General features: G+C 61.2%; 23 protein-coding genes and 1 pseudogene. 8 read left to right on the top strand and 16 right to left on the bottom strand.

The window, feature by feature from the left end:
• Nucleotides 1–131: 131 nt before the first annotated feature.
• The 4 genes from ASD02_RS14220 to ASD02_RS14205 all read right to left on the bottom strand — a co-directional run bounded on the left by ASD02_RS14220 (nt 132) and on the right by ASD02_RS14205 (nt 5,935).
• Nucleotides 132–902, bottom strand: coding sequence for a siderophore-interacting protein (locus ASD02_RS14220; protein WP_025427557.1), 771 nt, complete (start codon nt 900–902; stop codon nt 132–134).
• A 300-nt stretch (nt 903–1,202) separates the two neighbouring features.
• Complete coding sequence (locus tag ASD02_RS14215; RefSeq protein WP_025427558.1) at nt 1,203–2,678, bottom strand: DUF1254 domain-containing protein; 1,476 nt, start codon at nt 2,676–2,678, stop codon at nt 1,203–1,205.
• Between the two features lie 51 nt (nt 2,679–2,729).
• Complete coding sequence (locus tag ASD02_RS14210) at nt 2,730–4,220, bottom strand: DUF1254 domain-containing protein (RefSeq protein ID WP_038576223.1); 1,491 nt, start codon at nt 4,218–4,220, stop codon at nt 2,730–2,732.
• Nucleotides 4,221–4,705: 485 nt separating this feature from the next.
• A complete protein-coding gene (locus ASD02_RS14205; protein WP_057206203.1) occupies nt 4,706–5,935 on the bottom strand; it encodes a PLP-dependent aminotransferase family protein in 1,230 nt (409 codons plus the stop codon).
• Nucleotides 5,936–6,272: 337 nt separating this feature from the next.
• Between ASD02_RS14205 and ASD02_RS14200 the strand changes: the two genes are divergently transcribed.
• Nucleotides 6,273–7,898 carry an arylsulfatase gene (locus ASD02_RS14200; protein WP_025427561.1) on the top strand — a complete coding sequence of 542 codons (1,626 nt, stop codon included), beginning with the start codon at nt 6,273–6,275 and terminating at the stop codon, nt 7,896–7,898.
• 164 nt (nt 7,899–8,062) lie between these two features.
• Here the strand turns inward: ASD02_RS14200 and ASD02_RS14195 are convergent, their stop codons facing one another.
• Nucleotides 8,063–8,695 carry a glutathione S-transferase family protein gene (locus ASD02_RS14195; RefSeq protein ID WP_025427562.1) on the bottom strand — a complete coding sequence of 211 codons (633 nt, stop codon included), beginning with the start codon at nt 8,693–8,695 and terminating at the stop codon, nt 8,063–8,065.
• A 376-nt stretch (nt 8,696–9,071) separates the two neighbouring features.
• On the opposite strand from ASD02_RS14195, the pseudogene ASD02_RS14190 reads away from it, so the two are divergent.
• Nucleotides 9,072–9,632, top strand: a pseudogene (locus ASD02_RS14190) (class I SAM-dependent methyltransferase); the annotation flags it as partial.
• A gap of 816 nt (nt 9,633–10,448) precedes the next feature.
• On the opposite strand, the gene ASD02_RS14185 reads toward ASD02_RS14190, so the two are convergent.
• From ASD02_RS14185 to ASD02_RS14160, 5 genes are all read right to left on the bottom strand, one after another.
• Complete coding sequence (locus tag ASD02_RS14185; protein WP_025427564.1) at nt 10,449–11,360, bottom strand: EamA family transporter; 912 nt, start codon at nt 11,358–11,360, stop codon at nt 10,449–10,451.
• 355 nt (nt 11,361–11,715) lie between these two features.
• A complete protein-coding gene (locus tag ASD02_RS14175) occupies nt 11,716–12,024 on the bottom strand; it encodes a hypothetical protein (RefSeq protein ID WP_051509209.1) in 309 nt (102 codons plus the stop codon).
• A 191-nt stretch (nt 12,025–12,215) separates the two neighbouring features.
• Nucleotides 12,216–12,845 (bottom strand): L,D-transpeptidase, encoded by a 630-nt coding sequence (locus ASD02_RS14170; RefSeq protein ID WP_225906323.1) that lies wholly within the window; start codon nt 12,843–12,845, stop codon nt 12,216–12,218.
• A gap of 77 nt (nt 12,846–12,922) precedes the next feature.
• Nucleotides 12,923–13,876 carry a glycine betaine ABC transporter substrate-binding protein gene (locus ASD02_RS14165; RefSeq protein WP_025427567.1) on the bottom strand — a complete coding sequence of 318 codons (954 nt, stop codon included), beginning with the start codon at nt 13,874–13,876 and terminating at the stop codon, nt 12,923–12,925.
• Nucleotides 13,877–14,186: 310 nt separating this feature from the next.
• Entirely contained in the window at nt 14,187–14,711 is a 525-nt protein-coding gene (locus ASD02_RS14160) for a metal-dependent hydrolase (RefSeq protein WP_025427568.1), read from the bottom strand.
• Between the two features lie 256 nt (nt 14,712–14,967).
• On the opposite strand from ASD02_RS14160, the gene ASD02_RS14155 reads away from it, so the two are divergent.
• From ASD02_RS14155 to ASD02_RS14140, 4 genes are all read left to right on the top strand, one after another.
• Nucleotides 14,968–15,153: a cold shock domain-containing protein gene (locus ASD02_RS14155; RefSeq protein WP_057247483.1), complete on the top strand. Its 186-nt coding sequence runs from the start codon at nt 14,968–14,970 to the stop codon at nt 15,151–15,153.
• Nucleotides 15,154–15,424: 271 nt separating this feature from the next.
• The gene (locus tag ASD02_RS14150) at nt 15,425–15,712 is read left to right on the top strand and encodes a hypothetical protein (RefSeq protein ID WP_025427570.1); all 288 of its coding nucleotides are present in this window, start codon (nt 15,425–15,427) and stop codon (nt 15,710–15,712) included.
• Between the two features lie 15 nt (nt 15,713–15,727).
• Nucleotides 15,728–15,943, top strand: coding sequence for a hypothetical protein (locus ASD02_RS14145; RefSeq protein WP_025427571.1), 216 nt, complete (start codon nt 15,728–15,730; stop codon nt 15,941–15,943).
• 97 nt (nt 15,944–16,040) lie between these two features.
• Nucleotides 16,041–16,241 carry a hypothetical protein gene (locus ASD02_RS14140; RefSeq protein ID WP_025427572.1) on the top strand — a complete coding sequence of 67 codons (201 nt, stop codon included), beginning with the start codon at nt 16,041–16,043 and terminating at the stop codon, nt 16,239–16,241.
• Between the two features lie 231 nt (nt 16,242–16,472).
• On the opposite strand, the gene ASD02_RS14135 is transcribed toward ASD02_RS14140, so the two are convergent.
• The 3 genes from ASD02_RS14135 to ASD02_RS14125 form a co-directional block, all read right to left on the bottom strand.
• Entirely contained in the window at nt 16,473–16,682 is a 210-nt protein-coding gene (locus ASD02_RS14135; RefSeq protein ID WP_025427573.1) for a cold-shock protein, read from the bottom strand.
• Nucleotides 16,683–17,039: 357 nt separating this feature from the next.
• Complete coding sequence (locus ASD02_RS14130) at nt 17,040–17,336, bottom strand: hypothetical protein (protein ID WP_057220786.1); 297 nt, start codon at nt 17,334–17,336, stop codon at nt 17,040–17,042.
• A gap of 531 nt (nt 17,337–17,867) precedes the next feature.
• On the bottom strand, nt 17,868–18,224 hold the full coding sequence (locus ASD02_RS14125) for a helix-turn-helix domain-containing protein (RefSeq protein WP_081788870.1): 357 nt from the start codon (nt 18,222–18,224) through the stop codon (nt 17,868–17,870).
• A 146-nt stretch (nt 18,225–18,370) separates the two neighbouring features.
• Between ASD02_RS14125 and ASD02_RS14120 the strand changes: the two genes are divergently transcribed.
• Nucleotides 18,371–19,252, top strand: coding sequence for an NAD(P)-binding domain-containing protein (locus ASD02_RS14120; protein WP_057220785.1), 882 nt, complete (start codon nt 18,371–18,373; stop codon nt 19,250–19,252).
• Between the two features lie 163 nt (nt 19,253–19,415).
• On the opposite strand, the gene ASD02_RS14115 is transcribed toward ASD02_RS14120, so the two are convergent.
• Nucleotides 19,416–20,453, bottom strand: a complete 1,038-nt coding sequence (locus tag ASD02_RS14115; RefSeq protein ID WP_025427577.1) for an MBL fold metallo-hydrolase — start codon at nt 20,451–20,453, stop codon at nt 19,416–19,418.
• Between the two features lie 261 nt (nt 20,454–20,714).
• Entirely contained in the window at nt 20,715–21,374 is a 660-nt protein-coding gene (locus tag ASD02_RS14110; protein WP_025427578.1) for a peroxiredoxin, read from the bottom strand.
• A gap of 421 nt (nt 21,375–21,795) precedes the next feature.
• Between ASD02_RS14110 and ASD02_RS14105 the strand changes: the two genes are divergently transcribed.
• Nucleotides 21,796–23,580 (top strand): adenylate/guanylate cyclase domain-containing protein, encoded by a 1,785-nt coding sequence (locus tag ASD02_RS14105; protein ID WP_057206253.1) that lies wholly within the window; start codon nt 21,796–21,798, stop codon nt 23,578–23,580.
• A 206-nt stretch (nt 23,581–23,786) separates the two neighbouring features.
• Here ASD02_RS14105 and ASD02_RS14100 read toward each other — a convergent pair whose 3' ends face one another.
• Nucleotides 23,787–26,096: a rhodanese-like domain-containing protein gene (locus ASD02_RS14100; protein ID WP_025427580.1), complete on the bottom strand. Its 2,310-nt coding sequence runs from the start codon at nt 26,094–26,096 to the stop codon at nt 23,787–23,789.
• Nucleotides 26,097–26,286 lie beyond the last annotated feature (190 nt).

Here is a 26,286-nt window from a genome sequence, read left to right as displayed (position 1 = left end):
CGAATGCATGTCGCGCAAAAATGCGCTGCGGTTTTGCAATGACGACATGTGAAAAACCCGGAACTTAAAGCGCGGCAAGCACACCCCGGAGCTCGCGGCGCGCTTCAAGCGAACGGCCCGCCCCGTGGCGGTTACTCAAACTTCTCCGTGCTATCCGCCTTGCCCTTGACCCAATATCCCGATGCCTTGATCCAGGAGAGCGGATAGCCACGTTCCTCGGTGAGATGCGCGCGGATCGCCCGCGTCACCGAGGCTTCGGCCGCGACCCAGACGAAAGTGTTGGGCTCGATGACGACAGAGCTAAGGATGGCGAGAAGCGCCGAGGCGTCGGTCGCCTGATGCAAGGGGCGATAGACCCAGTGGCACGTCAGGTCGGCCTTCGTCTCGAACGCCTGTTGCTCGGCAGCGTCAGCGACGGCGGCAATGCTGGTGATACGGGCGCCGGCAGTGGCCTCCTCGATCCGCCGACCGATCGCCGGCAGCGCTGTCTCGTCGCCGATCAGCAGCCAGCGCTCGACGTTGGAAATAACCGCCGAGCCGCGTGGGCCGCCGACGCTCAAGCCATCGCCCGGGCGCGCGTTCATTGCCCACTCCGTGATCGGCCCGGCCTCGTGCAGCGCGAAATCAAGCACCAGCGTGCGGGCGGCGGCATCGTAGCGGCGCGGCGTATAGTCCCGCCGCTCCTCCGTGCCCTCGGCTGAAGGCACCAGGATCTTGACGTGATCATCGGCGCCAAGGCTGACGAAATCGGCAAGGTCATCGCCAGAGAGCGTGATGCGCAGCATGCCGGGCGTGATCCGCTCGACATCGGTAACAGTGAGCGTGCGTCGCTTGAGATCGTGACGCACACGCTCGATCCTTGGGGTGGAAGCACTGTGGAAAGAGGGTTGGCTGTTGTCCATCTGTATCCTCTGGGGGCTCGCAAATCTCGATCCGCAGGACACAGTCGCGCAGATCGAAACATGAGAGCCGTTCGATCATACGCGTTGAGTGACGTTAACGCTTACGTGGCCGGACAGCGCCCGACCATTTCGCCCGTTGTAGCCGACATGCCGCCCTTCTGCAACGCGTTCTGAACGCGCTACCAAGAGCGACAGCGCCTCTAGAGCGTTCGGACCAAACGGCGTCGCCGAAACGCTCTATCTGTTTGTTTTTGCGCATTTCCCGACGGAAAACCGCTTCGCACTTTTCCTGGAAAGGCTCTATCCCGCCTTGTCGACCGCCGGCGGCGTCCATGTGCCGTCGACAACCGTCGGCTTTGGCCAGTAGGCGCGGATGTAGAGCGAGAAATCCCCGTCCTCCGGCGCCGGCAGCCAGTTGTCGCGAAGGTCCTCCTTCGGCGGCTCGGACTGGACGTAGATCGTCAATGATCCATCGGCATTGTATTTCAGTGACTTGTTCTTGGTGCCGAGAGAATAGCGCTTGATATCGTTCGGCTCGAAGAAGTGGTGCTCGTTGTAGAGCGTCAACGACCAGAATCCATTGACCGCAGGTGCTTCGCCCTTGGCAAAGGTCACGGTGTAGCTGTTCTTGCCGTTCAGGCGTGCGCTCGCCTGATCGAGATCCTGGTAGAAATACTTGGTCTCGGATGGCGCGTTGACGAAGATGTTCGACTTGGCGACGGCCGTACGGGTGTAATAGTCCGTGCCGAACGCCGCGTTGTTCGACGTCGTCGTCCAATTGTGCGTCAAGGGCAGGCCGTAGTTGCGGAACTGGAACAGCGGCTTGACCAGCCGCTCCTCTGCCTCCACAGCCGCCTCGTCCACCGCTTTGCGAATAGCCGGGTCGGCCTTGGCCGCTTCAGCGACCGCAAGCACCTGGGCGTAGCGCGCCTCTTCGCCCGGCAAGGGCGGCGCATCGGCGAGAACCAGCGGCAACTCGTCGATGAATTTCTCCGGCACCACCCATTGCGTTTCCGCCGATCCGTCACCGGAGGCCGGCACCTTCTTGACCGTGCTCCAGTCGACCGACTTCATCGTGCCGTCGAATTCCGACAACGGATAGAGCGTGATGCCCTTCAGCACCTCCTGGATGGCTGCCTTGTCCTCAGGCGTATCGTCCTGGAAGACGCGCGGAATGACGTTGGCGGTGTTGGTCGAGGCGCGGAAAACCTTGGTGATGCCCTTGGGAACCTCCCCCTGCCAGTTCGGCCCGACGAGCAGGTAGAATCCCGGCTGCGTGCCATACATCTTGCCGAGCTGGGCAAAGCTGTCGGTCCTGAGGTCGACGACCTGATAGACCCAGAAGCGATCCTTGAAGTCTGGGACCTGAATGACAACCGGCGATTGGTCGAGCCCCAGCAGCCCTGCGCCATAGACCACGTCCTGGTTCGGGCAGGCCACCAGCCGCTCATCCGGCTCGATATAGTCCGTCAGCATCGTCAGGCTGTTGATCGGCGCCATCGGGGCGGCACCGGAATAGATCCGCTGCGGAATCTTGGAAAAGGCCAGCCGCCGATTGAACATGTTGACCATCGGCCATGCCCAGAAATAGGCATCGCTGACGACGAGCTTTGCATAGTCGGCGGTGATCCGCGTGCCTGAAACCGGGCCGGCGGGCATGGAGGTGGCCCAGGCGGGCGAGATCCGTACCGGTTCTGCCGCTGCTTGGCGAACAGCAAGGATCGCGGCAATCGCGGTCACGGCCAGGATCGGGCGATGGGTTGTGGTGGTGACCATAAGAAATTCCCAGGGAAATGAAGCGACGGGCGCCGATTGGCAGACCGTGGATTACTTGACCTTCTCCAGATCGCCGGGCTTCCAGCTCTTGTCGAAGAAGGCCTTGGTCGGGCCGTAGAGGCGCAGGATCGTGAAGAAGCCCTGGTCGGGAATCGTGGCGATCCAGTTCTTCCCCTCACCCGGCGACTTCGGCCCGAAATAGATATCGGTCGAGCCGTCGGCATTCTGGACCGGCTTGTCCATGGTGTTGAGCGAGGGGAACGGCTGGCCGTTGTCAAGGCCCGATCCGGTGACCGGATCGTAGACCGTCACCGACCAGAAGATCTTGGCCGGGATATCCTTGGGCAGGGTCAGCTTGTAGTTCACGTCGCCCGAGAGATAGTCGCCGTCGGCGTCCCTGAAGGCATTGGGATATTTGGCGCCGACATTCTCCATGTTGATCGCCATGCCCGGGCTGGTCGAATAGGCATAGGTGAAGAAGCTGGAGCGGGCATCAAGCTGGTTGTAGCTGTCGGCGGTGAAATCGGCATTGGTCGAAAACGGGTTCAGCCACTGTCGGTCCTCGTAATATCTCAACGAGGTCGGCCCATAGCCTAGGCCATGCGCCATGCGCGAGGCGGTCTTGGCCGCATCGTCGAGCAGCTTGCGCATCTCTTCGTCGGGCGCAAACGCCTGCCCCTTGATGATGCCGAGATCGGCGGCCATGCCGCGCATCTCGAAATCCTTGGGGTCGACATATTCGTGCTCGACGAAGCGCGCCAGCATGTCGAAGGCCGCGCCATCCTGCGGATAGAGCATGTTGACCGCCACGCCTGAGGCATCGGGGAACTCCATCTTCTTCGCCGTCGCCTCCTTGCCGAGCGGATAGATGCGGGTCTGTTCCATCACCTTCACCGGCTCTTCCAGTTGCTTCGGGTCCTTGAAGAAGCCGCGCCAGAAGACGAAGACGCCATAGGTTCCGGAGCGATAGGTGAAGTAGCCGTCGGGAATTCCGCCCTCATAGTCCGGCGGCAGGATCAGATACTTTCCGCCCTTGCCCTGGTCCGGTCCGGGCAGCCCGACATCACCCGCCCATTTGCGTCCGCCGATCTCGCCTTCAGACGGGATCGGCCGCTGGAAGAAATCGTCGAGGATCCCCTGAAGTCCGGGCGGAACCTCGATCACCATCGGCCCGTCTTGCTTGAGGTCGAGATAGCCGAGCCCATAGATCACATCGGAATTGGGCGTGGTGATCAGCGTCTTGGCATCAAGCCGCTTCTTGAAGATCGGCAGGACATTGTAGCCTTTGCCGAATTTGGCCTCCGAGCCTTCCTTCATGCCGTACATGTTGAGCGCCGGCAGCGCCCAGAGATAGGTCTGCACCGCCCGCTGGAAGATCAACTCTTTCTGCAGCGCGGTGACGCTGTCCGGCGACAGATATCCCTTGGTGTAGGGCGCGCGCGCCAGATCGCGCGCGTCGGCAGCGACAGTGGTTGAGGTCATCGTCGAAAGGGCGAGAAGGCCCGCAGTCAGGCCAGTAGCTAGAATAGTGTATCGTGGCATCGTCCGCTCCTGGAATGCTCGATCACAAGATCACATCGATGGAGATGACAGAAGAACGTAACAGTTACGATGGCGGCGTAACGACAGATTCAGGGCGGGCGGGGCCAATCGCGGCCAGCCAAAGCGTGTCCCGCTAAACAGCATTCCTGTGCCGTCACCAGCCCGGCCGTTTCCGCTCCGCTCAAAGCGGAAGAGACACCACAAAGCTCAGCAAATTCAGGCGGGATTGCTGACAAGCCATGCATTGTCCTCGACAGATCGCTGGGACGGCCTAGCGAGGAACCCTCACTCCTGTGCTTGTCACAGGAGTCCAGTCAGTCCAAGTCCTTGGACGGAAAGGTCTTTCGATCCGACAGACGTCGGATCGCTGGATCCCCGTCACAAGGGCGAGGATGAGGAAGAGTGAGGGGCTCTTCCCATCAAATCAAAAAAGGCGCGCCCGTTTCCGCGGACGCGCCTCTCTAGGAGAAACCGGGTGGCTACCGTCAGGCCGCCAGTGCCGCGGCTTCGCCGCGCACGAGATCGCTGAGACGGCGGATGCCCTCTTCGATCATCTTGTCGTTGGCGCAGGAGAAGGAAACGCGCAGCGTGTTCTCGCCCGAACCGTCGGCAAAGAAGGCGCGGCCGGGCACGAAGGCGACCTTGGCCGTCTCCAGCGATTTCGCCAGAAGCGCCGTTCCGTCCATGCCCTTGGGCAGCGTCACCCAGACGAACATGCCGCCTTCCGGCTTGGTCCAGGTCACGCCATCGGGCATGTACTTTTCAAGGGCTGCCAGCATGGCGCTGCGGCGGTGCTTGTAGACCCTGTGGATCTTGGCGACCTGCGCGTCGAAACCACGCTCGGCAACCGTGCAGATCGCCATCTGGTTGATGGTCGAGGAATGCAGGTCGGCCGCCTGCTTCAAGAGAACGAGCTTGCGGATCACCGTTTCCGAGGCGCAGACCCAGCCGACGCGCAGACCCGGCGCCAGCGTCTTGGAGAACGAACCGCAATAGACGGTGCGGGTGTGGTTGATGTCGCCCTTGCGGGCGATTTCCAACGCCAGGATCGGCGGGATCGCCTCGCCGTCGTAGCGCAGCGACTGGTAGGCGGCGTCTTCGATAACGGCAATGTCGAGCTCTTCGGCAAGGTCGAGCACCCGTTCGCGCCCTGCCCGGTCCACCGTCTCGCCCGTCGGGTTGGAGAAGTCGGCCGAGAGATAGGCGAACTTGACGCGGCCGCCGGCGGCTTTCGCGGCCTCGGCATAGGCCGCAGGCGTGCGGTTGCCGCCCGGGTTCAGCTGGTCATAATGCGGCTCATAGGCGTTGAACGCCTGCAGCGCGCCGAGATACGTCGGCCAGGTCACGAGCGCCGTGTCGTTGGGCGACAGGAACAGCTTGCCGATATAGTCGAGGCCCTGCTGCGAACCCGAGGTGATGAAAATGTTGTCGACACCGGCTGGAATGCCGATCTTTTCCATCTGCTTGGCGAGCCATTCACGCAGCGGCTTGTAGCCTTCGCTGACGGAATACTGCAGCGCAGCGCTGACGGCGGGGCCGGAGAAGATCTCCGCATATGCGTCCTTGAACTCCACATCCGGAAACAGCTCGGGATCGGGAATGCCACCGGCAAACGAGATGATGTCGGGGCGGTCGAGCAGTTTCAACAGTTCGCGGATTTCCGAGGCGCGCATCCTGCTGGCGCGCGTCGCGAATATATGGTCCCAGTCGAGCATTGGGTCGTTTCCTCAAGGATTATTGGAGCGGGGCAGCGCCTCCAGGCTTCGTCCCGCAATCATTCTCATTGTGCTTCGACAGGATCACGGCGGCTAATTTATGTCAATGTTATTGACCTAAATCGGCTTCAATTTCTGCCTCACGCCATCTCACTTGACGTCAATTGAGTGACGGAGCGTAACCCACCGTTCCACCGAACGAGACTGGCCTTCGTAGCCCTGATGTTGATGTTACATCCTTGTCCGCCTCACGCACGGGGCGCAGACTTCCGTTCGTCCACCGATTGCAGACCCAGGCAGCATTTCCGACCCTTCAACGACGTGGAGTAAAGACGCCATGAGCACGCATCCCGACGACGATCAGCAGCAGAACGGACATCCCCTTGGCGTCAGCCGGCGCAATCTTCTGCTTGCCGGCAGTGCGCTTGCGGCAGCGGCGCTGACCACGTCAGGTGGGGCGACGCCGGCCGTCGCGCAGCAATCCGCCCAACCCGCCGCCGCAGGCGCCAAACCGAACATCCTCATGATCATGGGCGACGATATCGGCTGGTTCAACCCGAGCATCTACAACCGCGGCATGATGGGTTACCGCACGCCCAATATCGACCGCATCGGCAATGAAGGCGCTGTCTTCACCGACTGGTATGGCGAGCAGAGCTGCACCGCCGGCCGCGCCGCCTTCATCACCGGCCAGTCGCCGATCCGCACCGGCCTCACCAAGGTCGGCCTGCCCGGCGCCGATGTCGGCCTGCAGCCGGAGGACCCGACGGTCGCCGAATTCCTTAAGGCGCAAGGATATTCGACCGGCCAGTTCGGCAAGAACCACCTGGGCGACAAGGACGAATTCCTGCCGACCAATCATGGCTTTGACGAATTCTTCGGCAACCTCTACCATCTCAACGCCGAGGAAGAGCCTGAGAACCCCGACTATCCGAAGAGCCCCGAGTTCCGCAAACGCTTCGGCCCGCGCGGCGTCATCCACTCCTATGCCGATGGCCGGATCGAAGACACCGGTCCCCTGACGAAGAAACGCATGGAAACGGTCGACGGCGAGTTTCTGGTCGCAGCGCTCGATTTCATCGATCGGCAGAACAATGCCCAGAAACCGTGGTTCTGCTACTTCAACTCCACGCGCATGCACGTTAACACCCACCTGAAACCCGAGTCCGCAGGCAAGACCGGCAAGGGCGTCTATGCCGATGGCATGGTCGAACATGATGGCATGGTCGGCGAACTCCTGAAGAAGCTCGACGATCTCGGCCTCGTCGAAAACACCATCGTCATCTACACCACCGACAACGGCGCCGAAGTGATGACCTGGCCGGATGGCGGCAACACCCCGTTCCGCGGCGAAAAGGCGACCAATTGGGAAGGCGGCTACCGCGTACCGACCTGCATCCGCTGGCCTGGTGTGATCAAGCCGAACACCGTCTACAACGACATGTTCTCGCACTACGATTTCATCCCGACCTTCTGCGCGGCCGCGGGAGAGCCGGATATCGTCGCCAAATGCAAGGCCGGCTACGAGGCGGGTACCAAGACCTTCAAGGTGCATCTCGACGGCAACAACCTCATGCCCTTCTTCCGCGGCGAGGTGAAGGACGGGCCGCGGCGCGAATTCCTCTATTGGAACGACGACGGCGAACTGGTCGCCGTGCGCTTCCAGGACTGGAAGGTCGTGTTCAAGGCACAGGAAAGCACCGGCATCGGCGTCTGGCGCGACGAGTTCACCACGCTCCGCGTGCCCAAGCTGTTCAACCTGAGGGCCGATCCATTCGAGCGCGGCGACGAGTCGATCGAATACGAATCCTGGTACTTCGCCCGAGCCTTCGTGGTGGTGCCGTCGCAGGCGATCGTGGCGAATTGGCTGTCGAGCTTCCAGGAGTTCCCGATCCGCCAGAAGCCGGCAAGCTTCAACCTCGACGACGTGATGAACAAGCTGTCCGCTTCCGGCAGCAAATAGCGCCGGGTCATGAGGTCCGGGCCTTCGGGTCCGGGCCTCCTGCCCTGCGAACACCGCTACAGCGCCGCCCGTCAAATATGACGCGCAAAGAACGCTGTAACGCTTTAAACTTGCTGCATAATTTCATCCTTAAATCGAATCCGATTTAAGGGATTATGCAGCAATCAGCCCGCAGCCTCGAGGCTTGCAAGAGCGTCGGCGATCCGCGGCGGCGCCTTGGCGCGCGCATACATTCGCTCGAGATAGGCCTTGAGATTGGGGAACCCGTCGATCAGCCCGACCTCATTGCCCCAGTCGATGACATAGACGGTGACGCAATCGGCGATGCTGATGCGGTCGCCGATGACGAACGTACGCCCGTCCATGTGACGCTCGAGCACCTCAGCCATCGCCACAAACTCCTCCTTGGCAAGCGCAATGTCCTCGGGCAGACGCTTGTCTTCGGGGTATAGGAATGTGTGCTTGGCGATCCGCCATAGCGGCTGCTCCAGCTCGGTGACGGCAAACAGCGTCCAGCGATAGGCCTGCGCCCGCTCGTTCAAGTCGGTGGGCATCAGCCCCTTGTCGGCGTATTTCTCGGCCAGATAGAACACGATCGCGGCGGATTCCGTCAGCACCAGGTCTCCGTCGACCAGTACCGGAACCTTTCCGGCGGGGTTGAGGCGCAGAAAATCGGGGTGACGGTTTTCGCCGCCCAGCAGGTTGACCGGCACGAACTCGAAGTCCGCATCAAGCTCCTGAAGCGCCCAAAGGGCACGAAGCGAACGTGTCGGACCCAATCCATAGAGTTTCATCATCTTGGCTTTCCTCGATTTCAATCAGCCTGCAGCGTCGCTGCACTGTCAAAACGGCGGCCCCGAATGGCTGATCTCATGTTTGCGCACATTCCCTGCATCGAATTTCACATCGGTTTTGGGCGGCTTCGCTATTTTTCTCCAAGCCCTGAGGGCGGCTTCGGATTCCCACAGTTCCATCATGTTAACACGGGAAGGATCGACGGAGTCTTCGCTGATCGACAGGTCGAGGCAGCCTACAGCGCCGCGCGTCTTATTAGATGCGCAAAGGTCGCTGTAGCACTTTGAATTGCCACATGTTTTTATCCTTAAATCGAATAGGTTTTAAGGAAACATGCAGTAAGAGGAATACCAAGTGACGAGCACACGCGACGATACCATGGCCTTCTACCGCGACAACGCCGAGACTTATGCGGCACGCGACCGTCAACCGCCGACGGATCGTCTCGCCGCCTTCATCGCCCGGCTTTCGCCCGGTGCCGCTGTGCTCGATCTCGGCTGCGGTGGCGGCCACGACAGCCTGCATCTGATCGAGGCAGGGCTCGAAGTCACGCCCTGCGACGGATCTGCGGAACTGGCGCGCGCGGCAGAGCGGCGGATCGGCCGCAAGGTCGAGATCGTCACCTTTCAGGACATCGAGTGGAGCCAGAGGTTCGACGCCATCTGGGCGGAAGCCTCGCTGTTGCACGTGCCGCGCACCGAATTGCCTGACGTGCTGGTGCGGGTGCACAGGGCCTTGCGGCCGGGCGGCCTGCTGCAGGCGAGTTTCAAGGCGGGCGAACGGGAAGGCCACGACCGCTTCGGCCGTTACTTCAACTATCCCTCGGCAGCCTGGCTCCGGACCTGTTTCGAATGGGCCGGATGGTCGAACATCCACATCGAAGAAGCGGACGGCGGCGGCTACGACAACCAGCCGACCCGCTGGCTGCATGTGACGGCCACGGCTGACCACGCAACGCCTCGAAGCGGGCTGCTTCCCTCCTGCGCACGCAGACGGACACTCCGCGCGTCGGTCAGCACCATCGATCGAAAAATGAAAGGACCACGCGTTCAGGAGGACTGTACCGCCCGCAGCAACTGCCGCTTTGCGCGGCTACTGCCTGTTTCCTTAAATCCTATTCGATTTAAGGATAAAAACTTGCGGCCATTCAAAGTGCGACAGCGACGTTTGCGCGTCTAAATAAAACGCGCGGCGCTGTAGGGGCACGGGCGGATCAGCACCAGAAAGCAAAGGCCGGCGACCCGCTCTAACGACGCGAACAGTTCAAGCCAAAACCTTATCTCAGGCTTCGCGACTAAAGTAACTCAGGATCAGAAGCGTGCAGATCGCGCCGATGATCAGCGCATCGAAAAGTGCAAAGTGCTCCAGAATGTTTGGCATGGTACATCCTCCTTCCCACTAAACCTATGAGAGCATAATTTTGTTCCAATGGAAAGCTTTTCAGGAAAATATACTTTATTGATCAACGTCAATTCAGAAACACAATCTTGCAACGCAACAGAAAAATACTGCAACGCACAAACGGATTACCAGTCAAATTCCACGGAAACCTCAACCAGAAAGAGTATCGCGGAGGTAACAGTCATGGCTCGCAACCGTCCCCAGGCTGGCTGGTTGCGTTACATGGCCGCGCCGACCAGTCCGGCCACGAACGTCTCCCGATAGGCTAAAGCTCAGGTGGGCCCGATGGCCGCCGCACCCTACAGGCAATGATCGCCGCAGGCCGACCCTCAGTCTTGCTGAAAGCTCACCGGGTTAGCGTCCGCGCTCGAATTTCGGTTTTGCCTGACGTGCCGTCCGCCGTGGCTTGAAAAGCATATCCTTGGCGGCAAGCATCGCCCCGACCGTGATCATGACGCAGGCGACCGCGATCGACCAATGGAACATGCCAAACCCTGCCAGCAGCAGGACGATGACCGAGAGCAGCGGCGCGGCATAAGAAAGAGCGCCGAGGATCATGATGTCGCCGTGCTTGCAGCCATAATCCCAGGCGTAGAAACCCGCTCCGAGCGGTATAGCGCCCAGAATGGCGATCGCGGCCCATTGCACCGACGTTTCCGGCCAGACGGTGGTTTCCAGTGTCAGATGCAGCGCAAGCGCAACGACTGCGGTGATCAGGCAATAACCCGCCACCACATCGGTTGGCACCTGGCCGAACCGGCGCGACAGTACGGAATAGCCGGACCAGACGAAGGCGCAGAACAGGGCGATCAGATGGCCAGGCTTCACGCCCTCGGCCAGCCCGACGCTGCCGCCCTTGGTAATCACCAGAATGGCGCCGGCGAGACCGAGGATCACGCCGAGAATGTGGTGCAACTGCAGCCTCTCGCCCGGCAGGAATGCCGCAAACACCACGATCAGCAACGGCCACAGATAGGCGATCAGGCTCACCTCGACCGGCGGCGCCGACTGGATCGCGAAGAAATAGGCGCAGTGGTAGATGCAGAGCCCGGCAGTGCCGAGCGCCCAGACCTGCCATGGCTGGCGCAGCGACTTGATTGCGGCCGGACGAAAGACCCAGCTCGAGGCTCCGACAAGCCCGCCAAGCAGAAACGTCATCGCGGCCAGCTGAAACGGCGGGATCGGCCCGGCAGCGGTGGAAAGAAGCGCAAGGAACGACCAGGTCACGATCGCCAGAAAGCCGATCAGCGTCGGTATCGTCGTCATGTCGCATGGCCTCCATCCGCAAGCGCATGTTTTCGCATGGAAAGGGCGTTCTCCACTGCCGCATACGGTCACTCGCTAACGGAAATGCGACGTGGCGGCGCGTTGGGGCATCGCCCCCTTTGTCACATCAAGCGGATTGATGGTTGCGCGCGCTGCACCGCCTTGAGCTGGCGCCACCTCCAGGAGAAGTCATGCGGAAATTCGAGGCGCGACCAAGAACCATTGCGCCCTATATTGCGGGCCGCCGGCGCGTTGCGCCGAACGATCGCGACCCGAAACCGCGCGGGCGGTTTCGGGTCGTCGATAGGAGGCAACATAAGGCCGGAAGCATTGATCCGTCCTCACGCGCCGTGCGTCAGGCGGCCGGCTGGACCGACTTCACGCTGCCGCTGGTGTCGACGATGCAGTTGAACTTTCGTCCGCCGGCGTCGAGATCGACGCTGTAGGATGTCGCGTCCAGCTGGCGCGAGCTTGTGGGCAGAACCTTGCTGCTATCGACCTTGGCGGTGCCGGCCGCCGCATTGGCGCAGATCAGCTGCAGATCGGCCGGCGCCGTCTGCAAGCTCGTGCGCGCCATTTCCTCCGGCTTCGGGGGCGCCGACTGGCAGCCGCCGAGAATGGCAAGGCCAACGCCTGCCGCGACAAACAAGTTCCTTGAACGCATCGTCCCCTCGATCACAAAAAGTCCTCCCCTTCCAGATCCTGTGGCTTGCTGCCCGGCCTACCCTTGTCTCAAAGGCAGGCTGAGATCAGACACCTGTCGCAACGCAATTTCCTAAACAGTCCGGTTTCATCACGCCTGCGAGACGCACCTGCCCGACACGCCGTCAGGTTCGCTGCCGCCGGTTTGTCTCGTCAAACACCCTTGTAGAGTGCCGCGCCCTGCATCAGCACGATCACCTTCGCCCCGACCTCCACGCGTGAGTGCAGGTCGGTGACGTCATCATTGTTCATGCGGATGCAGCCGGACGACACGTCGAGCCCGATGGTCCAGGGCTCCACCGTCCCGTGGATGCGGTAGATCGTGTCCTGGTCGCCCTCATAGAGATAGAGCGCGCGGGCGCCGAGCGGGTTGTCCGGGCCGCCGGGCATGCCTGCCGCCCATTTCGCAGCGTTCGGATCGCGCGCCACCATTTCGGCCGGCGGCGTCCAGGTCGGCCACTCCGCCGTGCGCCCGACGCGCACGATGCCGGCCCAGCCGAAGCCCTCGCGGCCGACACCGATGCCGTAGCGGATCGCCTGCCCGCCGGGCTGGACCAGATAGAGAAAATGCTGGTTGCCGTCGATGATGATCGTGCCCGGCTTTTCCGCCGTGCGGAACGGCACCACCTGCCGGCGAAAGGCCTCGGGCAGCTGATTGTTGCGGGCAAAATATTGCCGCGCTTTCTTCTTGTCGTAGTTGACCCATTTCTTGGTCCTGGCGTCATAGATCTGGGTCTGCGCCAGCGCCACCAGGGGGCCGAGACAAACGCCTGCGGCCAGCATCACCAGCCCGAGCTTGCGCGCCCGGGTCATGAACCTGGCGCGTCCTGCATCGGCTGCGTTTCGATCCGGTGTTGTCGTCATGGTTTCGCCCACCCGTCGATGCGTGCCGTGTTGTCGTCCACCCATTTCTTCGCGTAGTCGGCCGGCGCCTGCCGCTCGACCTCCAGCGCGTAGCTCATCTTCGTCACTTCTTCCGGCGAGAAATCGACCTGATCCAGGAACTTGGCGATGTCAGGATGTTTCTTGCCGAAGCCGGTGGCGTAGGCGATCTGGAAATGCGCCGCGTCCCAGGAGGTCGCAGCCGTCGACTTGCTGATCCACAAGGGGTCATCCGCACCGACGATCTTCCACTTGGCCGGATCGTGCGGCGGCTCCTCGATGCGCGCAATCTTGTGCAGCTCGAAGACGTGGTGCGGAGCATAGCAGTAAAACACCATCGGCCGCGCCGTCGCGATCGCCGCGTCAACCCCTGCCATTGCCACCTCTTCTTCCGCCTCGAACAGCGTCAGGTTGGCGCCATAGCCATAGCTGTTGGCCCGGGTGCGCTCGATACCGGTCGAAAGCCAGGTCGGCGCGCCGATCCAGAGCTCGCCCTTGCCGTCGCCGTCGGTGTCGAGGATCTTGGTCTTCTCGGGGTCGCTAAGGTCGGCGATCGTCTTGATCGTCGCTGCCGCCTCCGGCGTGGCACAGAGCCCCTGCCAGGCGGGCACGCTGCGTGCGCTGAGCGTTGCCACACCCTTGTCTGTCACATATTTCTTGACGATGTCCCCGAAATTGGGCTGCCAGACTTCCGGCTGGATATCGACATCGCCGGTCTCGAAGCCGACGAAGGCGTTGAGCGTGCCGAGCTCCTTGACCTCGGCATCAAGGCCGAATTTCTTGGCAATGCTGACCTTGAGGATATTGGCCGTCGCCTGGCCGGACGGCCAGTTGGGCATGGCGATCACCAGATCCGCCGCCATCACGGGGGCAGCGGAGCCGAGCAGAAGCACCAGGCAAGCAGACATGCAGAACTCTAGACGTCTCTTCACAGTCCCCTCCGAACAGCATTGACCGATCGACTTGAATGACTTGCGAATGCGTATTGAAAGCGGCACAGGCAGCGGGCGTACCCGCACCCCGGGAGCGGGCGTACCCGCACCCCATCGAATGCAACTGTTCCTGTATCCGGGCCGCTTACCGGCCCCGGCGCCGTTTTCCGCCGCCCTGTCTTCTTTGGCCGGCAGGATGCCTACAGGATCGACATCCGTCAACGCCCGGTTACACCGGACGTTGAAATGGCTGTGATTTTCTCTATCAGCCGGCAGTTGTCCCCAGAGCTGGCGAGCTATGGTCCAACCGTTATTTGACCGCAGGCAGTGCAGCCACCCGGCCGCGCCATCGCCGCCAGTCGAGCGTGGCGGCGACGGCGGCCGAAACCACGATCAGCAGCTCGGCCATGAAGGTCCAGTGGAAGAGGAAGTTGAGATACCAGGGTTTGTAGAGCGCCTGGACGTGCACGAGGTTCACGCGAAGATCCGATAACGGATGGAACCAGCGAATATCGGCGGCGACCGAGTCCAGGAGCAGATGCAACAGCACGTTCGCGAGCCCGACGCTGACGAGAATGAGCTGATTGCGCCTGCCACTCAGCGTCAACGCCAGCGCCAGAGCTGCTGCGGCAGCCAGCCAGAACAGCGGCGTGTGCGTCCAATAGTCATGGTGCGCCGTTCGCCGGCCGTCGACCAGATAGAAATAGGCGAGATCAAAATCCGGCAGCACCGAACAGACAATCCCTGTGGCAATGATCGCGCCGGATTGAGTCGGTCTACCACGCGCGATGAAACGGCTGAGCAGGTAGCCCGCCGGCAGATGAGCAACGAACAAGAACGATCCCCCGGACAATTGACGCATGACGCGAACAGGAACGCGATTGCAACTCATCTGGTCGAATTCGTGGCGACCTTGCGTTAGACGCAATTAAAGCTCACAGTATCTTATCGACATTGGCCATTATGGCTTTTCGCGGCGTCAGAGGCTCTCGACCCGCCATCTTTCCCCATATCGAGCGTTGAAGTGTGCGCGCCGCGCACGCTCGACATCCCTCGAACGCCCATGTGCTGACATGATCACAGGAACGATCATGCGTTTCGACTTCAATCGCGGCTACGGCTTCGTTCAGCCGGAAGACGGTGGTCGCGCAGTCTACGTCGATGCGCGGGCGCTCTATAGGTCAGGCATCAAATCGATCTTTCCCGGGCAGACTTTCCGCTTCGAGATCTGGAAAGACGAAAAGGGGCGCATCGCCGCCCGCAACCTGCGGCTCTGACGCAGTCGAAACAGATCGTCCTACTGCCTGTTTCCTTAAATCCTATTCGATTTAAGGATGAAAACATGCAGCCACTCAAAGGGCTACAGCGACCTTTGCACGTCTAATAAGACGCGCGGCGCTGTAGTCGCAACGCCGCGCAAATGCCGGCGATAGAGCACATTGCGCAAAAGTGCGTAGCGGTTTTGCGATCACGGCATGCGCAAAAACAAGAGCTTGAAACGCAATAAGCGCCCCTCGGAGATCGCGGCCCGCTTTAGAAGGAGACGTCATGTTCAGCCGAACCAAGCACCGCACCGTCCACTTCAGTGAACCCTTCCAATTGCCGGATGTCGAAGGAGTGCTCGCGGCTGGAGACTATGAGGTGGATGATGACGAGGAACTGATCGAAGGCATTTCGTGGCTCGCCTATCATCGCGTCGCCACCTTCATCAAGGTGCCGGCAACCGCGGACAATGACCATCGCATGCGCATGGTCGCAATCGCGCCGGATGAGCTCGATCGCATCATCGCTATCGACCGCGCCAAGCATGCCTTCGTCCCGGCACCCCAACCCTGAAGAGGTCAAGAACCAATGCCCGCACATCGCTTCGCCGTTGGATTATCGGTCCGTCTCAGGGATCGCAGCCATATCTCGCCGATTGCCGCGGAAACCTACCGCATCACCGCCATCATGCCCGTTCGCGACAGCCAGCCCCAGTACAGAATTCGCAACGACGAACTTGGCCAGGACCGCGTCAGCAAAGAGGAAAACCTGGAGCCGATCGAGTGGGGCATGCCCCGCCACTAGATCGCTTCGGAAACGCTCTATCTGTTTGTTTTTACGCATTTCCGGACGGAAAACCGCTTCGCACTTTTCCTGGAAATGCTCCAACCGAGGAACCGCCATGACCTATTACGGAAAACTGAGACAGCTGCTCCAGTGGAAAGGCGCGCCGGCCATGGTGCCCATCACCAAGCCGCCGACGCGAAAACCGTCTCTCCGCAAGCCAAAAACCCTGTCGGACGACGAGCAGAAGGGTGCGAACGAGAGCGCCGTCAAATCGCGGCGCGGCCGCGAAACGCTGGAGCGGCATCGCCTCTTGTGAACGGTGGCAACGGGATTTGTTTGAACACGCGCCACGACGGCAAGGGCGCAGGCAGACGGGCGAGCCCGAGGGCGCGGTCGTCTGTGACGACGGCAATCGCCACGCGTCGCAGTCTTGCGGGCTGAAAAGCGCCCAAAGAAAAAGGCCGGGAAATCCCGACCTTCTCAATATCGTCTCAATGGCCAGTGCCAGTACATCCGTGGTCAAGGACCAGAGACGAAATATCGGTGATTACGCAGCCGACAGGTTGTCGGCAGCGCTCTTGCCCGAACGTGCATCGCGAACGATGTCGAAACGGACCTTCTGGCCTTCAACGAGCGAGCTCATGCCAGCGCGTTCAACAGCAGAAGCGTGCACGAAAACGTCGGTTGCGCCGTCGTCCGGAGCGATGAAGCCAAAACCCTTGGTGGTGTTGAAGAACTTTACGGTTCCAGTATTCATAAGAAATTCCTTTCAATCAAAAGTTCGCCTCCCGACTTTGGGCCGGACAAGGCAGTAAGATCGATTTTGATAGGAAAGGTCAGCTTGAACGCCGGTCGGCGAGAAAACAAAGCTCAGCAAGCAAGATCGATGGCAGACCCTTTACAGGCACATTGTGTTCTTAGCAAGGAGCAAGATCGACTACGGAAATACGTAAGGGCTCCGTACACCATTTTCGATGGCCTAACTTGCGCGCATCCCGCCCGGCCGATGGCAGCCTTGACCGGGCACGCGGCTGGGTTGGTTTGTCGGCCGGGCGTGGCGTCCGCGCCCGCGATGCATTCCTCGGCGAGCGGCGCTGCCTGCCGGCAGATGCGCCTAGTTGATCGTGCAGATGCCGTTGGCTCCGCCCTTACCAGTATAGGAGACGGCGGGCGAACCGTCCGGGTTGACGCTGAGCGAAATCGTCACCCCGCCGCCCTTGGCTTCGAAGTAGTTGTCGTTGAATTTCTTCAGCTTGCCTTCCTTGCCGTTGATATAGATCGGCCCGCCCTCATCGGCGTGCACCTCGATATTGCCAGGGCAGGAAGCATTGACCAGCGGAATGCCGGCAACGGCCTCGCCGGCCAGAGCAAATGCAGCGATTGCGGCAGCAGCACGCAGGCACGTCTTCATGACACTCTCCTTGGGAACCGTGGTCGACAGCACCGGGGGCAGAAACCGGCGGCCGGATCGTGGCAGCATGAGAATGGGTGTCAAGCAAGAGTGCAACCGCAGCAAGGCGTTGGCATGCGGCCCATTGCCGCCACCGCGACATCATCGACGGCATGCTCCTTCGTTTGGCATCTGGCTCAGGGAGCAATCCACGGCAGCTTTCAAGCGTCGCAGCGCCGTTCAGGCGTGATCTGTCGCGACGCCACGGCCAAACGAGAAAAGACCCGCCGCGGTCAGCACGCGACGGGTCTTTGGCAGATGCGGATCACCAACGGGGAGGCTCGTTGGGATCACGTGAACCAGCTGACTGGGAGGCGATCAGTTGGTTCGCATTGCTCTTGGCAAAGGTCTTTGCCTTGCATGTGTTGGATATTAGCCGAGCGATCTGCCAGGAGGTGTTCCCAGGGTAACAGGCACGAAAAAATCATCGGAAGCGGCGGGGCATGCTCAGCTTGTCCCTGCCCAATGTTCGCACCGGTCACCCCAACCGCCTCAGGCAACCACAGCATCGTCGACGACGGCCACTGAACCCTTGCCATGCCGACCGCCCTCTTCCCCCCAACGACACAAGGCGGCGGCCGCAACGTTGAGCGCCGCGCCGCGCTCCGTCAGGGAGTAGACAACCTTTGCCGGCAGCGACGAATAAACCGTACGATCGACCAGTCCATCCGCCTCCAGCTCGCGCAGCTGCTGGGCCAGCATCTTTTCGCTGATCGCCGGGATGGACTGGCGTAGGCGGCCAAACCGGCGCGCCGCCTTTCCAAGCTCGCAGAGGATATCGACCTTCCACTTGCCCTCGATCGCCTTGAGTGCGGTGGCAAAGCCGCAATTTTCCATGGTCGGGTTCACGATATCCTCCTTACTATCCGGGGAGTAAGCACTTACCCCACGGTAAGCGCTTACCGGCCGGTGCGTATTGCGCACGTCCGGCGCCACCATACCTCTGGCCAGCGACGGCAAAAAAAGCGTCGCGCCAACGGATATGGAGTTTTGCAATGAAGCCATCAATGAGTGTTTTGGGAACGGGACGCATGGGATCGGCGCTGGCGCGCGCCCTGCTCCAGGCCGGGTATCGCACCACGGTCTGGAACAGGACAAGGGAGAAAGCCGAGCCGCTCACGGCACTCGGCGCCACCTTAGCGCCGACCGTCCGCCAGGCGATTGACGCGTCCGAGATCGTCATCGTCAATGTCAGCGACTATGCCGCCACCGCAGCGTTGCTGCGCGCAAACGACGTTGCGCCCGGCCTGGCAGGCAAGCTGATCGTTGAGTTGACCTCGGGGACGCCTGAGGGCGCGCGCGAAACCAGCGGGTGGGCCGCGACCCATGGCGCCCAATACATCGATGGCGCCATCCTGGCGACGCCCGACTTCATCGGCACCGATGCGGGCACGATCCTGCTATCGGGCGCGCTTGAACCCTTCACCGCCAACGAGACTGTGTTTCGCGCGCTCGGCGGCAATGTCGAGCACATCGGCACCGAACCGGGGCGCGCCAACGCGCTCGATAGCGCCCTCCTCGCGCTGATGTGGGGGGCGCTCTTCGGCGGGCTGCACGCGATCGCCGTCTGCCGAGCCGAAGACATCGACGTTGGCGAACTGGGACGCCAATGGAAGGCGACCGCGCCCGTCGTCGAAGGGCTGGTCGCCGACCTGATCAAGCGGACCGGTGCCGGACGGTTTGCCAGCGACGCGGAAACGCTGTCGTCGATCTCGCCGCATTACGGCGCGTTCCAGCATCTCAAGGACCTGATGGAAGCGCGCAGCATCGATCGGACCGTAGTCGACGGTTATGACGCGATCTTCAGCCGGGCGATTGCATCGGGCCATCTGCATGACGACTTCGCCGCCCTCTCCCAGTTCATGGGCAAGGCGTAGCGCCCTCAAGCAAACAGGGAACATCTCACCTATTCCCGGACCGGCCGCCATTCCGAGCTGGCTAGGGATCAGCCCTTGGATCGGATCCGATCCAAGGAGAAATCATGCAGTAACTTTAAAGCGTTACAGCGTCGTTCGCGCGTCATGTTCGACGCGCGGCGCCTTAGCGCACCAGCGGCCCGTTTGCCTTTTTCCAGGCATCGATGCCGCCCTCGATATGGCAGGCGCTGATCAGTCCGGCGGCTTGCGCCGCCTGGACCGCCATCGCCGAGCGTTCGCCGAAGGCGCAATAAAAAACGATGCGCTTGCCCGTCGCAAGCGCCAGTTCATGCAGCATGCCGCCAGCGCCGATGTTTTCCCGCAGTTCCGGATAGGGTGCGTGCAGCGCACCGGGAATGGCGCCGTGCTTTTCCCGCTCCGCCTTCTCGCGCAGATCGACGATTGCGACATCCGAACGGCCCCTGAGCGCCAGGGCTTCCACCGCCGAAACCGCCCAGCCCTTGGCGGCGATCTCGTCCTGATGCAGGCCGACATGGATATTGGCCGGCACTGCCACATCCATCATCTTCGGGTTCGGCAGGTTGAGATTGTTCATCAGGTCGACATATTCGTCGACCGATTGCACCTTGAGGCGCGGATTGAAGCGCTTTTCCTCGCCGATGGTCGAGACCGTGTCGCCCTTATAGTCGTGGGCCGGATAGACCAGCGTGTCGTCGGGCAGCTTCAAGAGCTTGTTGAAGATCGAATCATATTGCTGGCGCGGGTCGCCGTTCTGGAAATCCGTGCGCCCCGTGCCGCGGATGAGCAGCGTGTCGCCGGTAAACACCCGCCCACCCGTCAGGAACGAATAGCTGTCGTCCGTATGGCCAGGCGTGTAGAGCACGTCGAGGCTGAGGCCCTCGATCGAAACACGGTCGCCCTCGGCCACCCGCATCGAAACCACATCGGCCGCCGTTTGCTCGCCCATGACGGTGATGCAATGGGTGCGATCGCGCAGCGCCCCGAGCCCGGTGATGTGGTCGGCATGCAGATGCGTGTCGACCGCCTTGACCAGTTTCAGGTCAAGCTCGCGCACCAGCTGCAGATAGCGGTCGACCTTTTCCAGAACCGGGTCGATGATCAGCGCCTCTCCCCCCTGCCTGGAGGCAATGAGGTAGGTATAGGTGCCGGACGTACTGTCGAAGAGTTGGCGGAAGATCATCGGTTTCTCCCTAGAGCATGTCGCGCAAAAGTGCTCAGCGGTTTTGCGATGACGACATGCGCAAAAACAAGAGCGTAAAGCGCAGCAAGCGAATCCTAGAGATCGCGACGCGCTTTAGTGCAAGCCCGCTGCATCCCGCGGGACAAATCTCATCCGCGGGATGTCTCGTACTTCAAGAAGCGGCTGCATGATCCTTGCCGAGACCGGCTCCGGCCCAGGGCGTCATGCAGTGGCGCGGGCGCGGCAGGCCGCCTCCCGCGATTACTTCGGCTGCGGCACGATCCGGATATAGGGTTTTGGTGCGCGCCAGCCTTCCGGATACTTCTGCTTGGCTTCCTCGTCGCTGACCGAGCCGGCGATGATCACGTCTTCGCCGTTCTTCCAGTTCACCGGCGTTGCCACCTTGTGCTTGGCCGTCAGCTGCAGCGAATCGATCACCCGCAGCACCTCGTCGAAGTTGCGACCGGTGGTCATCGGATAGATCAGGATCAGCTTGACCTTCTTGTCCGGCCCGACGACGAAGACGTTGCGCACAGTCTGGTTATCGGCGGCGGTGCGCTGCGTCGGGTCGCCCGATACCGGCGCCGGCAGCATGCCGTAGAGCTTCGACACGTTGTAGTCGACGTCGGCGATCATCGGAAAGTTCGGCGTGGCTCCCTGCGTTTCCGCGATGTCGCTGACCCAGCCGGCGTGGCGGTCGAGCGGATCGACGGAGAGCCCGATGATCTTTACCCCGCGCCGGTCGAATTCCGGCTTGATCTTGGCCATGTAGCCAAGCTCGGTGGTGCAGACTGGCGTGAAATCCTTCGGATGCGAGAACAGCACGGCCCAGGAATCGCCGATCCAGTCGTGAAACTGGATCTTGCCTTCCGTGGTTTCCGCCTGGAAATCCGGTGCGATGTCGTTGATTGCAAGTGTCACGATAGACCCCATCATTTGAATATGCTGGCTTCAGCCATACAAGGCGGGAAGTGTGCCACTTTTGGTGCGATAGGCAACTTCTAAAGATGAGGTAGAGAGACGAGAGGCGGCCGCCTTGCCGCTGTGGTAATCTGCGTCATATCAGTCTGTGCTGATATGACCGATTGCGTGGGACCGTGTGCGGTCATCCGGCGAGGAGCAGACCTCGGAGCGATGCCTTGGCATCGGTTAAGGATTGCGACGCGGCCGGTGGTCGACAGGCGGCCCACCCGAAGGCCGGACACTTTTGGCCCGCTGATGGCGTCGACAATCCTTACCGGACCGCTTGGGTCCGGCTCCGGTTGTCTTCTTGCCGGAGAACAAAATCGCTCCGGCGCAGGAGGTCAATATCGGTGCAGGTTGGTATCAGGTCGGAGCTGCCATGAGCGATACGCGAAAAATTGCGGCCATCCTTGTCGCCGACGTGGTCGGGTACAGCCGGCTCGCCGGCGCCGACGAGGAGCGTATCCTGGCGCGGCTGCGCACGCTGCGCAGCGACCTGATCGACCCCACCATCGCCGTCTACAACGGCCGCATCGTCAAGCGCACCGGCGATGGCAGCCTCATCGAGTTCCGCAGCGTCGTCGATGCCGTGCGCTGCGCCATCGAGGTGCAGAGCGCCATGCTGGAGCGCAACGCCGGCGTGCCCGAGGACCGGCGCATCGAGTTCCGCATCGGCATCCACCTCGGCGATGTCGTCGAGGAAAGCGACGGCGACCTGATGGGCGACGGCGTCAACATCGCCTCGCGGCTGGAAGGCATCGCCCGCCCCGGCGCGATCTGCCTTTCCGAGGATGCCTACCGTCAGGTCAAGGCGCGGCTGGACCTTACGGCAACCGACCTTGGTGCCACGCAGCTGAAGAACATCGTCGAGCCGATCCGGATCTACGCGCTGGAGATCGGCGTTGCCCGCGCGGCCAATGGCCCCGCCCCTGCCCCGACGCCGGCAAAGGCGCAGCCGCCGAGCCCGTACCGCCTGCCGGAAAAGCCTTCGATCGCCGTGCTCGCCTTCGACAACATGAGCGGCGATGCCGAGCAGGAATATTTCTCCGACGGTATCAGCGAGGACATCATCACCGACCTTTCCCGGCTGTCGGAGCTGCATGTCATCGCCCGCAACTCGTCCTTCGTCTACAAGAACGCGGCGGTGTCCGTGCCTGAGGTCGCCAAGGCGCTCGGCGTGCGCTACGTGCTCGAAGGCAGCGTGCGCAAGGCCGGCAACCGCGTGCGCGTCACCGCGCAATTGATCGACGCCAACGATGGCGGCCACGTCTGGGCCAATCGCTTCGACCGCGATCTCACCGATATCTTCGCGGTGCAGGACGAACTGACGCGGGAGATCGTCACTGCGCTGAAAGTCCAGTTGACCGGCGGCGACAAAAGCTCGCTTGCCGGCGGCCGCCCGGTCGACGTCAAGGCCTACGAGCTGCTCTTGCGCGGCCGCGAGCAGGCGTCTGCGCACACGCTGCTCGCCAATGCTGCCGCACGCAGCCTCGCCGAAGCCGCTGTTGCCATCGACCCCGACTATGCCGCCGCCCATGCGCTCATCGCCTTCACCCATGTGCTCGACTATATCAACGACTGGAGCGCCGATCCCGAGCAGTCGCTGAGCACCGGCCGTGCGCTTGCCGAACGGGCAGTCGCGATGGCGGACGACCAGCCCGACTGCCACTGCGCGCTCAGCGTCGCCTGCATGTGGATGAGAGAGCTGGACCGGGCGCGGGACGAGGCGCATCTGGGGCTGGCGCTGGCGCCCAACTCGGTGCAGCTCCACATGGCGCTCGCCCATGCGCTGATCTTCTCCGGCGAACCGAAGGCAGCGCTCGACGAACTCGACATCTCCATGCGGCTCGACCCGCTCTATCCCGAAGTGCTTTTACAGTTCCTCGCCGACGCCCACTTTTCGCTCGGCGCTTACGAAACGGCGATCCTGGCGATCGAGGCCCGACTGATGCGAAACCCGCATTCGGAAACCGCCTTTGCCCTGCTCGCCTCCTGCCACGGCCATCTCGGCCATCTGGACCAAAGCCGCCAGGCCTGGAACCGCGCGCTGGAACTCAACCCCAATTTCTCCATCCCCCGCCGCCGCCGCGTCCTGCCCTTCCGCAACCCGGATGATTTTGAGCGTCGAGTGGAAGGGTTGCGCAAGGCGGGGCTGGTGGAGTGAGAGGCCGGGAAGCACTTTGCGTGCCTGGCTCGGCACATTCAAGACATACAGACTGTTTGCGAAAGTAGCGCAGCTAACCGTTCGGGTCACAACACGTGTGAAGGTCATCTCTGCAAGACATTGAACGACTGGATTGCGCCAAAGGTGGTCACAATGATCCGGATTGCGTTTGGTGGCCACATGGTTTCATGTGGCTCTTGCTCAATCTATCTCTTGACCTCGATTACAAGTGGATAGCCCTCGTCGTCCCACTCCAAAAAACCGCCGGCAAAATAGTAGATGTGCGTGTAACCCCAGGCGATCGCCTTGGCCGAAGCATAAGCGGCATAGGTGCAACTCTTGCCCTGACAATAGAAGGCGACCTCACCTTCCTTTCCCCCCACCATGGCAAGGCTTTCCTTTGATAGGCCGGTGACGAGGGATAGGTTGATGGCCTTGGGGATATGGCCATTGTCATAGTTAAGCGAAGCACGCACATCGATGAAGGGCACGCCGCGTGCGAGCAGCGCCTTTGCTTCCGTGACATCGATTTTTATGGTTCTGTCGACACTGAGTTCGCCCTTGGTCAGCGCCATAAACTTCACGTAGTCGTCAAGGGCGAGGTCTGTGCCAGCCCCCTCGGGCAATCCGGCCTTGCGGAGTCCCTCCTGCAGGCGCGTGATGTAAGGCCTATGGTAGCTGAATGCGCTACCATACCAATCATAAGCACTTTCCTGGACGGTGAGCGGATCGCCCAAGAAGGACATGGCCAGCGTGTTATACTGGTCGATCAGCGTCTGAATGCCGTCAGTGCGCCCGAGATGTCCGTAGCTTGCTATCAGGGTGGCGTAATCTGCCCGGAGATCGGACTTTTTGCCGATCACGCGTTCAAAGGTGTCGACGGCTTCGACATATTTTCCCTGGGAAAAGAACGAGACTGCGAGCATGCGCAGCGTTGCACGCGAGGGATGGGGATCGAACCTCATCGCCAGGCGGGCCTGCTGTTCCGCCTCAGTTGCGCGTCCCTTCGCGTTGAGAATCCGCGCCAGGCCGACATGGTTGTCAGGATCATTCGGCGCAAGCTTCATCGCCCGGTCGATGGCAGTGAATGCTTCGTCATAGCGACCCTGCTGCGCAAGCACCTGCGCCGATATCGCATAGGCAAGCGGCGTCGGCTTCTCCATAGCCTTTGCTAGATTTCTGATGAGGTTCTTTGAAGCGGTCTCCCGACGGTAAAAATCCCAGGACAAGATGCTCGTCCGCCAGTTTGCTGCTGCCAGTGACGCATAGGCGCGGCTATAGTTTGGATCGAGTACGATCGCCTTCTGGAAGAAGTCGGAGGCCGTGGCCGTTTCGGCCTCGCTGTCCCGGCGAAGATGATCCCAACCCCGCAACAGCGAATCGTAGGCTTGCGGATTCGTCGTTTCCGGCACCGCTGCCACGCTTCGCTCGGCACTCGTCAGCTTCACTGAAAGAGTTGAAACGATCTGTCCGATCACCCTGTCCTGCAGCCCGAACACGCCGCTCATTTCCCCATCATAGCGCTCGGCCCAGAGGTGATGTCCGTCGATCGCGTCAATCAACTGGGCATTGACACGAACATGGTTTCCCTCTCGACGTACGCTGCCCTCCAGGATGTAATGGACGCCCAGTTCCTCGGCCACCTGCTGAACTTTGGTGGGCTTGCCCTTGTAGGTGAAGGTCGAGTTGCGCGCGATCACGAAGATGCCAGACAGTTTTGAGAGTTCGGTGATCAAGTCGTCGGTCATCCCGTCGGCAAAATAGCTCTGCCCCGCATCAGAGCTGAGATTGTCGAATGGCAGGACGGCGATGGAGGGCGTTTGGGGTAGCGGAAAAGCCATCCGCGCAACGGACGCCGCGTCAGCACTTTCGCGCGTTTGGGCCAGCCAAACTGCTGGAACGCTTATCAGGAGCAGGAAGGCCAAAGCAGCCGGGATTCTCCAACGGCGAAAGCTTTTGAGGTTGAAGCGTCGCAGCCGAGTATTTCCCTCGAACCTCACCCGGTAGACACGGACGGGCCGCTGGATATTCTTCACATGCTGCTCGCCGATAAATTCCAGCGGCAATTCGAACTTGCCCTGCAAGTGATCGAAAGCAGTGCCAGATACGAAAAGTCCCCCTGGCTCACACATCTGCTCAAGGCGAGCCGCGACGTTGACGCCATCGCCCAGCAAATCATCCTCGTCGACAACCACATCTCCGAGATTGATGCCCATGCGGAGGAGAAGTCGACGCTGGACTGGGACATCCACTTGGCACGCAGCGACCTTACTTTGTGACGCGACTGCGCAAGCCACGGCGTCGACGACGGAGCCAAATTCCACGATCGCACCATCGCCCATGAGTTTCACGATGCGTCCGTGATAATCTTCCATAAAGGGATCGAAGATTTCGGAACGCCATGCCTTGATTGCAGCCAGGGTCCGGGCCTCGTCGGCTTCGATGAGTCGCGAATAACCGACAATGTCGACGGCAAGAATTGCCACCAGCCGCCGTTCTGCGCGAACTGCTTCCATAGCCACCTCTCCCAAAGGTGTAGAGAAGGCCTCGCTCTTGCGTTGGTCAGGGGCGGGAACTCTAGCTTCCGAAGCTACGCTTGTTTCCTCGCTCGTGCCAGATTTATTGCCTGACTCGGGACCTTGCCGGAATGGCCGCTTCGGGCCGATACTGTTGAAAAACTCGGTATTGCCGGTACTTGGGACGCGT

The organism is Ensifer sp. Root1252, assembly GCF_001425885.1.
Lineage (GTDB): Bacteria > Pseudomonadota > Alphaproteobacteria > Rhizobiales > Rhizobiaceae > Ensifer > Ensifer canadensis.
The sequence above is the reverse complement of the archived record's forward strand: the minus strand, read 5'-3'. Positions and strand labels throughout refer to the sequence as shown.